11 protein-coding genes and 2 pseudogenes are annotated in these 9,262 nt (G+C 66.9%); 5 read left to right on the top strand and 8 right to left on the bottom strand.

The annotated features are described in order from the left end of the window. The coding region (locus ABGA94_RS21745; RefSeq protein WP_375368079.1) for a hypothetical protein at positions 1 to 330 on the top strand (330 nt) is incomplete at its 5' end. A gap of 28 nt (positions 331 to 358) precedes the next feature. Here the strand turns inward: ABGA94_RS21745 and ABGA94_RS21740 are convergent. From ABGA94_RS21740 to ABGA94_RS21720, 5 genes are read right to left on the bottom strand one after another with little or no spacing between them, the layout of a single operon-like run. Continuing rightward, a complete protein-coding gene (locus ABGA94_RS21740) occupies positions 359 to 1,168 on the bottom strand; it encodes a D-alanyl-D-alanine carboxypeptidase family protein (protein ID WP_065178116.1) in 810 nt (269 codons plus the stop codon). Positions 1,169 to 1,177: 9 nt separating this feature from the next. Then, the gene (locus tag ABGA94_RS21735) at positions 1,178 to 1,771 is read right to left on the bottom strand and encodes a PH domain-containing protein (RefSeq protein WP_065178115.1); all 594 of its coding nucleotides are present in this window, start codon (positions 1,769 to 1,771) and stop codon (positions 1,178 to 1,180) included. Positions 1,772 to 1,774: 3 nt separating this feature from the next. Beyond that, on the bottom strand, positions 1,775 to 1,954 hold the full coding sequence (locus ABGA94_RS21730; RefSeq protein ID WP_005415690.1) for a DUF4177 domain-containing protein: 180 nt from the start codon (positions 1,952 to 1,954) through the stop codon (positions 1,775 to 1,777). Continuing rightward, positions 1,951 to 2,130: an Arc family DNA binding domain-containing protein gene (locus ABGA94_RS21725; RefSeq protein WP_065178114.1), complete on the bottom strand. Its 180-nt coding sequence runs from the start codon at positions 2,128 to 2,130 to the stop codon at positions 1,951 to 1,953. The genes ABGA94_RS21730 and ABGA94_RS21725 overlap by 4 nt, the downstream gene beginning before the upstream one ends. A 45-nt stretch (positions 2,131 to 2,175) precedes the next feature. Continuing rightward, on the bottom strand, positions 2,176 to 3,057 hold the full coding sequence (locus ABGA94_RS21720; protein WP_005415692.1) for an SPFH domain-containing protein: 882 nt from the start codon (positions 3,055 to 3,057) through the stop codon (positions 2,176 to 2,178). 137 nt (positions 3,058 to 3,194) lie between these two features. Here ABGA94_RS21720 and purT point away from each other — a divergent pair, with 137 nt between their 5' ends. Both purT and ABGA94_RS21710 read left to right on the top strand, forming a co-directional pair. Continuing rightward, on the top strand, positions 3,195 to 4,382 hold the full coding sequence (purT, locus tag ABGA94_RS21715) for a formate-dependent phosphoribosylglycinamide formyltransferase (protein WP_069139075.1): 1,188 nt from the start codon (positions 3,195 to 3,197) through the stop codon (positions 4,380 to 4,382). 380 nt (positions 4,383 to 4,762) lie between these two features. Beyond that, positions 4,763 to 5,173 (top strand): immunity protein YezG family protein, encoded by a 411-nt coding sequence (locus ABGA94_RS21710; RefSeq protein ID WP_375368078.1) that lies wholly within the window; start codon positions 4,763 to 4,765, stop codon positions 5,171 to 5,173. A 91-nt stretch (positions 5,174 to 5,264) separates the two neighbouring features. Here the strand turns inward: ABGA94_RS21710 and ABGA94_RS21705 are convergent, their stop codons facing one another. Continuing rightward, a complete protein-coding gene (locus ABGA94_RS21705) occupies positions 5,265 to 6,473 on the bottom strand; it encodes an endonuclease/exonuclease/phosphatase family protein (RefSeq protein ID WP_375368077.1) in 1,209 nt (402 codons plus the stop codon). 37 nt (positions 6,474 to 6,510) lie between these two features. Continuing rightward, positions 6,511 to 7,266 (bottom strand): arginyltransferase, encoded by a 756-nt coding sequence (locus ABGA94_RS21700; protein ID WP_053500802.1) that lies wholly within the window; start codon positions 7,264 to 7,266, stop codon positions 6,511 to 6,513. Between the two features lie 156 nt (positions 7,267 to 7,422). Here ABGA94_RS21700 and ABGA94_RS21695 point away from each other — a divergent pair, with 156 nt between their 5' ends. Next, entirely contained in the window at positions 7,423 to 7,983 is a 561-nt protein-coding gene (locus ABGA94_RS21695) for an EF-hand domain-containing protein (protein WP_111127889.1), read from the top strand. Between the two features lie 59 nt (positions 7,984 to 8,042). On the opposite strand, the pseudogene ABGA94_RS21690 reads toward ABGA94_RS21695, so the two are convergent. Then, positions 8,043 to 9,155, bottom strand: a pseudogene (locus ABGA94_RS21690) (RNA polymerase sigma factor); the annotation flags it as partial. Between ABGA94_RS21690 and grpE the strand changes: the two are divergent. Continuing rightward, positions 9,145 to 9,222, top strand: a pseudogene (gene grpE / locus ABGA94_RS21685) (nucleotide exchange factor GrpE); the annotation flags it as partial. The pseudogenes ABGA94_RS21690 and grpE overlap by 11 nt on opposite strands. Between the last annotated feature and the right edge of the window lie 40 nt (positions 9,223 to 9,262).

Below are 9,262 nucleotides of genomic sequence, written 5' to 3'. Positions count from 1 at the left end.
TGGGCGTTACTTTTCTTTTCGCGCGAAAAGAAAAGTAACCAAAAGAAACGCGCCGCCGGCCGCGAGCCGGTGCTGTGCACCGGTCCCCTGTGCTCCTCGGCCCGTCGAGGGGCGGTGCGGAGAGCAGCCGAGCATGGCTCGGCTCTACAGGATCGCAAGCACCTCTTCGCCCTCGCCGGACCTGCGGTGCTCGGCTCGCTTGAAGGCGGATCCAACAGCCGCGCGCTGATCCCTTATAGAGACTTCGAGCGAAGCGACCGGCTTCTGTCTTTACCTTCTTGTTCCATCTCGTGGTGGGCGCGCGCGGAATCCGCCCGGACAGCTCCATGAATTTCGCCCTGCGGCCGTCACGAGGGGCTCAGCCGTTGGCCGGTCTCCAGCACCAGTGCCAGGGTTCGTAGACGATGCCGTGCGGGTTGTCGCGCGGGTAGCTCAACCGGAAGCCGTGCCCAGCGGCATGGGCCTGCAGCCAGGCGAACGCGTCGGTGGCTTCAAATGATTCCTCGGCCGGGGCATCGCCCGGCGTACCGATGTCCAGCGCGTGGCCGCTGTGGTGTTCACTGAACCCCGGCGCGGCATTCACCTTCAGGATCTCCGTCACGCTCAGCCCGCGTGCCAGCTTCCGTTCGAAGATGCCCAACTGGTAGGCATGGCTGCGGAAGCCGGAGATTGCATCCAGTGCGATGCCATCCTGCGCGGCGTGCAGGCGCATCCGTCGCCAGCCCTGCGCGGCGCCACGGCGCAGCCACAACGGGCGGCCGAAGCGGTCGCGGCCAGCGAAGTGAAGCAGGCACGGTTCGGGTTCCAGCGGCAGGCCACTGTCGTCGGCATAGCGCTGGGCATCCAGGCCGAGCTGCTGCAGGCGCTGCTGCAGCCCGGCGAGGGGCAGCCACTGCGCTTCCAGATTTGCACCGAACGGCCGGGCCGCAGCTGCATCCAGCAAGGCCAGTGCTTCCTCGGCCCCGGGCTCGCGCGCCAGGCGCGGCACCATGGCGTGCACGCCGTGTTCCACCACCGCCGCCAGGTAACGGCCATCGCACTTGCGCCGCAGCACCCAGTTCGCTCGTGACAGCAGGCGCGCGTCGAGATTGCTGCGCGCACGCAGCAGGCCGGCCGGCCACAACTCGATGGCTTCGGTATTGATCAGCAGGGGCAGGCGTCGTTGCATCGCCGCAGCTTACTGCCGCGGGCCCGGCACGGCCACCTTGCGCAGTGCTTCCAGCAGCGCCTGTGGCCGATCGAGACTGAGCAGCAGGGTGCTGCCATCGCGGACCGGCAGGGCGAGGACGCTCGCGCGGTTGGTGACCAGCGCGAAACCCTTGCCACCGCCCTGCAGGCGAAAGTGACCGGAATAGAAGCCCGGCATCGCGTAGCCGTTGGTCTTGAAGCGGATGCCATAGCGGGGGTCACGCTGCAGGTCGACCACCTCGGCCTGGTCCAGCCGCAACTGCGCCACCGGAACGCGGCGGCGGTACATCGTCGAACGCACGTCTAGCATGCCATCGGCCAGTTCCACCCGGCGGCGGAAGAATGCTGCGCCCAGCCCGATGCCTAGCGCTGCAATGACCAGCAGGCTCCAGGCGGCGCTGCCGCCCATCCGGAACCAGGGTGGCGACAGCGTTACTTCGATCCAGGGCGCCGTCGCCGGCGCCTTGTACAACTGCGCATACAGGCAGGCCACGAAGGCGGCGAGCAGGGGCAGCACGATCCACAGCACGCGCAACGGCGAGCTCTCGGCCACCTCGTACTGTTTCGGATCGCTGGCGCCCATGGCTCAGGCCTCCTTCTTGAACACCAGCATCGCCGGGCGCATCGGTGCGGGGATGATGATGTTGACCAGTTCCCAGCCCAGTTGGCCCTGGCGGCTCAGCTCGCTCTGGATGTCCTCGGCCTTGAGCAGGCCCATCATGGACGTCTTGACCTCGATCGTCTGGTAGCTCCAACGCTTGCTCATTCCTTGTCCTCCGAAGATGGCGTGGGTTTCGGCAGGCGTCCTGCCTTGCGCAGGGCGTCGCGCAGCACGTATTCGATCTGTGCGTTGAGGCTGCGCAGCTCGTCGTCAGCCCAGCGTTGCGCCGCGGCCAGGACCTCGGCGTTGATGCGCAGCGGATAGGCTTTCTTCTCACTCATGCAAGCTCCTGGCGGGGCGGTGGGGCGCCCCGTTGCGAGGGTGGTTCAGTACAGCGAACCGGCGTTGACGATCGGCTGGGTGCCGCGGTCCGAGCACAGCACGGTCAGCAGGTTGCTGACCATGTGCGCCTTGCGTTCCTCATCCAGCTGCACCACGCCGTTCTTCTGCAGTTCGGCCAGGGCCATTTCAACCATGCCGACCGCACCGGCCACGATGCGCGTGCGTGCAGCGATCACTGCGTTGGCCTGCTGCCGCTGCAGCATCGCCTGGGCGATTTCGGCGGCGTAGGCGAGGTGGCTGATGCGTGCGTCGATCACCTGCACGCCAGCGTCGGCCAGGCGTTCGGCCAGCTCGTTCTTCAGGTGCTGGGAGATCTCGCTGGCATGGCTGCGCAGCGCCAGCTGTCCCTCCTCGTGCTGGTCGTAGGGATAGCTGGTGGCCATCGCGCGCAACGCCGATTCGGACTGGATGTGCACGAAGCTCTCGTAGTCGTCCACGTTGTAGACGGCCTCGGAGGCATCGACCACCTGCCAGACGATGACCGCAGCAATCTCGATCGGGCTGCCGTCCAGCTCGTTGACCTTCAGCTTGCCGCTCTCGAAGTTGCGCACGCGCTGGCTGACCCGGCGCTTGGCATAGAAGGGGTTGTTCCAGCGCAGGCCGTTGTCCTTGACGGTGCCGACGTACTTGCCGAACAGGCTCAGCACCGCCGCCTGGTTGGGCTGGATGGTGTACAGGCCGGCCAGGATGAACACGCCCAGGACCCCCAGCAGCGCACCCAGCAGCATAAGCAGCAGGTTGGGCGAGCCGGTGCTGGCCTTGGCGGCCACGCCCAGTACGAACAGGGCAGCGCCGGCGAGGGCGACGAGCAGGGCACCGGCCAGGGTGCCCAGGCCGTTGAGGGAGGCAAGCGACTTCTCTTTCATGGCGGTACGTCCTTGAGGGTTCGAATTGAAGATATCAAAGTGATATCACTTTTCGACTACCGTTCGTCGGATGCCATGACCAGGGTGCGCGGCCAGCTAGAATGCCCACCCGCCTTCACGTCGCTGCTGGAACCGCCATGGCCAAGCTTGGAACTCCGTTGTCTCCCTCCGCCACCCGCGTGCTGCTGCTGGGCTCGGGCGAACTCGGCAAGGAGGTGGCCATCGAGCTGCAGCGGCTGGGCGTGGAAGTGATCGCCGCTGACCGCTACGCCGATGCCCCGGCCATGCAGGTCGCCCACCGCTCGCACGTGATCGACATGCTCGATGCGATGGCGCTGCGCGCCCTGATCGCCCAGGAGCAGCCACATCTGGTGGTGCCGGAGATCGAGGCCATCCATACCGAGACCCTGGTCCAGCTGGAGCAGGAGCAGGGCCTGCGGGTGATCCCGACCGCACGCGCCGCGCGCCTGACCATGGACCGCGAGGGCATCCGCCGCCTCGCCGCCGAAACCCTGGGCCTGCCGACCTCGCCCTACCGCTTCGTCGATACCGAGGCCGAATACCGCGCTGCCGTGGCTGCCATCGGCCTGCCGTGCGTGGTCAAGCCGGTGATGTCGTCCTCGGGCAAGGGCCAGAGCACCCTGCGCAGCGAAGCGGACGTCGCTCCGGCCTGGGAGTACGCACAGACCGGTGGCCGTGCCGGTGCCGGCCGCTGCATCGTCGAAGGCTTCATCGATTTCGACTACGAGATCACCCTGTTGACCGTGCGCCATGCCGGCGGCACCTCATTCTGTGCGCCGATCGGCCACCTGCAGAAGGATGGCGATTACCGCGAAAGCTGGCAGCCGCAGCCGATGTCGAGCGCGGCACTGGCGCGTGCCGAAGAGATTTCGCGTGCGATCACCGACGACCTTGGCGGCTGGGGCCTGTTCGGCGTCGAGCTGTTCGTGAAGGGCGACGAGGTGTGGTTCAGCGAAGTGTCGCCGCGCCCGCACGATACCGGCCTGGTGACCCTGGTTTCGCAGGAACTGAGCGAGTTCGCGCTGCACGCGCGCGCGATCCTCGGCCTGCCGGTTCCGGTGATCCGCCAGAGTGGCCCGTCGGCGTCGTGCGCGCTGTTGGCACACGGCGAGGGTGTGCCGTACTTCAACAATGTCGCTGCCGCGCTGCAGGTACCGGATACCGCCGTGCGCCTGTTCGGCAAGCCGAGCGTGCATGGCCACCGCCGCGTCGGTGTGACCCTGGCGCGCGCGGAAACCATCGACGAAGCACGCGCCATCGCGCGTGATGCCGCCGACGCCATCGGCGTCGAACTGCGCCCGTAAAAGAGGAGCGACGACCAACGGTCGTCGCCCACCGAAACCTCGGGGGTACCGACCGTTGGTCGGTACAGATTTCTGTGCGGTAGCGCCAGGCTGCACCCGACGGCTTGCCATGAACTGTGTGAGTCTTCTGTAGAGCCGAGCCCACGCTCGGCTGCTTTTCCATGTGACGCTTTCAGCCCGACAATGGATTCACATCTTCAGTCATGCGCGACGGCCTACTGGGGCTATTGAGCGCCAGATGCTGCCGTTAGAGGGTTTGCTGCAAAGACGTAGAGCGCTAGGCCGCAATTGCGAGCTGAAAGCGACATCTGGTTGAGCGTCAAAATCCTGCGTGTTTTATCTTCTGACGGATGAATGCCAAAGACACCTCAGGAGAAGGCTTGGACGAGCGGCTTACATCAGCGCTACCTGCCTTGTATAACCGAATTGGCCAATCACTGATTGACGCCGTGCCTACCGACCAATGCGGGATCTGGCTGAACTTCGAGATCATCAAGAATGCCTGGTCGGGTTGGGCGTTCTACCGCAAGCCGTCAGGCTCATACGGCTATCTAGAAATTCCAGATGATGCGGAAGCAGCGCTTCTGGAGATGCATCAGCTCTTTGCGCAATGGCACCATGCACTCTGGACGAGTTTGACGTTTCATCTGGATCCAGAGAGCAAGATGGAAATCGAGTTCGGATATGAGCAGCTTTCCGAGGATGAGTTCATCGATTCCCTGGGTCGGGAGCAGGCTTGGCAGGACCGCTATCTCGGGGCTGACGCTCAAATTGACTGGCAGAGCTACTAAGCTTGGTTGGTTGCAGTAGCCGAGCATGGGCTCGGCTCTACAACATCTTCAGCAACCGGTGGCGCCGGGCGATGCCCGGCGGCTGCGCCGGTTACGGCTTCACGTCCACCCACACCAGGTGGTGGTCGCTGCCGTCGGCGATCTTCGCTTCCGGGCTTTCATTGGCCGGCCAGAAGATGCCGCTGCCCACGTACTCGAAACCGGTCGAGGGAAGCACGTAGTCCAGGCGCATGGTGCCGGACTTCGGGCCGAAATCGCCGGTGGCGTGGAACGGTGCGCCCTTGCGTTCGATGCCCTTGGCCGCATAGACCAGGCTGGTCTGCTCGCCGCCGACGCTGCGCGGGGTGGGGTAGCGCAGCACGCGCGCGTTCTCGATCAGCTCGACGATCGCCTCGTGGCGGCCATCGCCATCGACCGGGTCGTTGTTCAGATCGCCGAGGATCACGAAGCGCGCGTCCTCCGCCAAGCCGCCGCACTGGCCCTTGTCGTCGCACAGCCAGGGCTTCTCACCCTTGGACAGGTATTCCTGCCACAGGCGCAGTTCGTCGTGGTTGCGTGCCGCGTTGCGCTTTTCCGGGCCGTCGAACACCGGCGGCGTCGGATGCGAGACCAGCGCGTGGACCACGCCGCCCGGGGTCTTCACCGGCACGTCCCAATGCGACTTCGAGGACAGGCGCAGCTGCGACCACACGTGGTCGTTGTAGAAGCTCTGGCCGGTACGCGGATCGACCGGGCGGATGGCGCCGGGCATCGCGCTCCACTTCAACAGCTGGAAGCTGCGCACCTTGGTTTCATCGATCGGGTAGCGCGACAGCACCAGCATGCCGTACTGGCCCGGGTGCAGGCCGTAGCCCCACGCGTCATTGCCACGGCTGCGGCCTTCGCCGCCGACCACGCCGTTGTTGTCCAGATCCAGGCCGCTGGGCACACCGGTGTTGACCGGCGCCAGGTAGCGGTAGGCAAAGTGCAGCGGCTTGCCGCCGCCGGGCTGGGCGACTTCCAGGTAGCGCTTCTGGAACAGGTCGGCGGCGCGATGGGCATCGTCGAAATCGAATTCGTTCAGCAGTACCAGGTCCGGGCGCACCTGCTGCAGCACGGCGGCGATCTTGCGTGCGTGCTCGCTGTCGCCCTCCAGTTCCTTGATCAGGCCACCGGCATCATCGGAGTACAGCGAAGTGTTGTAGGTGGCCAGGCGCAGCGCAGTGGACGGCTTCTCAGTCATCGCGGGGGACGTGGCAAAGGCGGGGGCGGTGGCGCCGCAGAGCAGGGCCAGGGCGAGGATCAGGGGTTTGGCGTTCATCCCCCTATTCTGCACCCGGCCCGGTGTCAGCGGTTTGTCAGCGCCCGTCCAGTTCGTTGTCGAAATCGTGCCAGCGGCGGCCGTCGTAGGCCTCAAGGGGATGGAAGCGGCGCTTGTAGTCCATCTTCTGGTGCCCGCGGATCCAGTAGCCCAGGTACACGTGCGGCAACCCCTCGCGGCGCGCCCACTCGATCTGTTGGAGGATCGCGAAGGTACCCAGCCCGCGCGCGGCGTGGTCCGGGTCGAAGAACGTGTAGACCGCCGACAGGCCATGCTCGGTGACGTCGGTCACCGCCACCCCCAGCAATTGGCTGGGCTGGCCGTCGTGGCCGGGCAGGCGCATCTCCATGAAGCGGGTGTGCGACCAGCTGCCGATCAGGAACTGCTCGAACTCGTGCGGGCCATGGTCGTCCATGCCGCCATTGGCGTGGCGGTGGGTGAGGTAGCGGTGATACAGCGCGAACAGGTCGTCACGGGCAGTAGCGGCGGTGATCCGCACCTCCAGGTCGTCATTGCGGGCGGCACAGCGGCGCTGGCTGCGGTCCGGGGCGAAGCGGGCCACCGGGATGCGCACCGCCACGCAGGCCTGGCAGTGCGCGCAGTGCGGCCGGTAGACCAGATCACCGCTGCGGCGGAAGCCCCAGCTCAGTGCCAGCGGGTACAGGCCACCCAGCCGGCGATCGTGCGGATCCAGCACCAGGTCGCGCGCCACCCGGTCGGACCAGTACCCGCAGGGGTGCTCGCCGGTCTGGAAAAGCCGCAGTTCGTCGTCTCTATCGCCGTGTAGTGCCATGGGCACAGCATAGCCCCAGCCCGTCGCAGTGGCGGCGACTGTCCGCCGGATGAATGGATCTGGCAGCAGCGTCAACCGATGTCGCGCCCGGGCGTTGTTGTCACTCGAGGGTGAAGTGATCACCCCGACGCAATTCCCATTCCCAGGAGTGACCCCATGATCCGTACCCCCCTGCTGCTGGCCCTGCTGCTCGGCACTTCCGCCTCCGGCATCGCGCTGGCGGCTGACACCCCGGCCACGTCGGCGCAGCGCCCGGCCAAGCTGGACACCAATGGCGACGGCGTGATCGACCGCAGCGAGGCGGCTGCCAACCCGCGCCTGGCCGCGAAGTTCGACGAGCTGGACAGGAACAAGGACGGCAAGCTCTCGCGTGATGAGATGCCGCGCTGGCAGCATGGCCGTCGTGGCCACGGCGGTGAGCGCTGGGCCAGGCTGGACGTCAACAAGGACGGCCGCATCAGCCGCGACGAGGCCAAGGCCGACCCGCGCCTGGCCGCGCGCTTCGACCAGCTCGACCTCAACAAGGACGGTTACCTGGACAAGGCTGACCGCGAGCTGCGCATGAAGCAGCATCGTGATGCCTGGTTTGCTGCCGCCGACACCAACAAGGATGGCCAGCTGAGCAAGGCCGAGTTCGACGCGGCCAAGGGCCCGATGCACGGTGGCCCGCGCCAAGGCGGTCCGCGCGACGGCGGTGCACCGAAGTCGCAGCGCTGATTCATCGCGCGCTGACCGACCACGACGCCGGCGTACTGCCGGCGTCGTGCGTTGAGGCCCTAGCGGCCGCTGGAATGGGCCACGGCATACAGCACGACGCCCAGCACCACGATGTTCATGGCGATGATCCCGGTACGCCCATACAGCGATTCATACACCCAGTTGGTGCCGGTGCGCCCACGCCGCGACGAATCGCGCGCGATCAGCGGCGCCATGATCTGCTGCAGCGGTCCCAGGCACTGGTAGTTCACCAGACCCATGCCGAGCACCAGCACCAGCAGATGCACCCACGTCGGGGTCTGCAGCAGTACCACCGCCAGCACTGCCAGGCAGCAGGCCATGGCTGTCCAGGTGTTCATGCGCACAAAGCGCCAGACCCGCGCGCGTTCGGCATCGGTCTTGGCATAGGACAGCAGGAATCGACCGCCCAGGTAGCTGCCGATCACGCCGCCGGCAACGCCACCAGCGAACGCGCCCCAAGTGCTGGCCGGAATCATGTGCAGGTAGCCCAGGGTGGCGGTGACCGAGCCCATGGCTGTACCCCCGGCCACGCTGGCCCCGCCCAGGCCCAGCTTGCTGCTGCCCACGCCGACGCCGGCGCTCAGCAGGATCGCGGCACTGGCGGTGCCGGGTGCGGCCACCAGCACCATCGACACCACGGCGGTGGCGAAGGCGGCGCTCGGCGCGCTGCTGCGCGCGAACTCACCGAAGCGCTGCAGCAGGCCGTCGCGCACCAGCGCGCGGGCGCGCGACAGGCGCTTGCGCACGGCGGCGTCGCTGAGCCCGAGCAGGTCGGCCACCTGCTGCGAGCGCTGGCCTTCGCGGTAGTACAGCAACAGGACTTCGCGGCTGTCGGCGGGCAGGGTGGAGATGATGTCCTCGGCGGCGATTTCTTCCTCCACCCGTTGCAGGCGATCGGCTGCGCCCGGGGACGGATCGGCGGCCATCCCCATCGCCACCTCGGCCGCCTCGCCGGTCAGTGGACGGTCACGCTGGGCGCGCAGCCAGTCGCGGGCCAGGTTGCGGGTGATCTGCCGCAGCCACGGCAGGAAGCTGGTCGCGCTGCGCAGCTGGTGCAGCTGCTGCCAGCCCTTCACAAAGGCCTCCTGGGCGATGTCCTCGCTGGCCTGGCGGTCCCGGGTGATGGCCAGCGCGATGGCGGTGACCGTGTTCCAGAAGGGCTACCTGCTCAACGAGCGCCTGCTGCGGCCGGCGCTGGTGGTGGTGGCCGCCGACTGATCCGGCAGGGCCGGGCGGCGGACAGACCCGTCACCCGACC

It is taken from the genome of Stenotrophomonas sp. 3diitr2024, assembly GCF_042136455.1.
In the GTDB taxonomy this organism is placed as follows: Bacteria; Pseudomonadota; Gammaproteobacteria; order Xanthomonadales; family Xanthomonadaceae; genus Stenotrophomonas; species Stenotrophomonas sepilia.
This window is presented reverse-complemented; position numbering and strand designations above follow the sequence as displayed.

Coding starts and splice junctions, on each gene's coding strand:
- ABGA94_RS21740 (WP_065178116.1), bottom strand. CDS start 1,168: ATGCAACGACGCCTGCCCCTGCTGATCAATACCGAAGCCATCGAGTTG.
- ABGA94_RS21735 (WP_065178115.1), bottom strand. CDS start 1,771: ATGGGCGCCAGCGATCCGAAACAGTACGAGGTGGCCGAGAGCTCGCCG.
- ABGA94_RS21730 (WP_005415690.1), bottom strand. CDS start 1,954: ATGAGCAAGCGTTGGAGCTACCAGACGATCGAGGTCAAGACGTCCATG.
- ABGA94_RS21725 (WP_065178114.1), bottom strand. CDS start 2,130: ATGAGTGAGAAGAAAGCCTATCCGCTGCGCATCAACGCCGAGGTCCTG.
- ABGA94_RS21720 (WP_005415692.1), bottom strand. CDS start 3,057: ATGAAAGAGAAGTCGCTTGCCTCCCTCAACGGCCTGGGCACCCTGGCC.
- purT (WP_069139075.1), top strand. CDS start 3,195: ATGGCCAAGCTTGGAACTCCGTTGTCTCCCTCCGCCACCCGCGTGCTG.
- ABGA94_RS21705 (WP_375368077.1), bottom strand. CDS start 6,473: ATGAACGCCAAACCCCTGATCCTCGCCCTGGCCCTGCTCTGCGGCGCC.
- ABGA94_RS21700 (WP_053500802.1), bottom strand. CDS start 7,266: ATGGCACTACACGGCGATAGAGACGACGAACTGCGGCTTTTCCAGACC.
- ABGA94_RS21695 (WP_111127889.1), top strand. CDS start 7,423: ATGATCCGTACCCCCCTGCTGCTGGCCCTGCTGCTCGGCACTTCCGCC.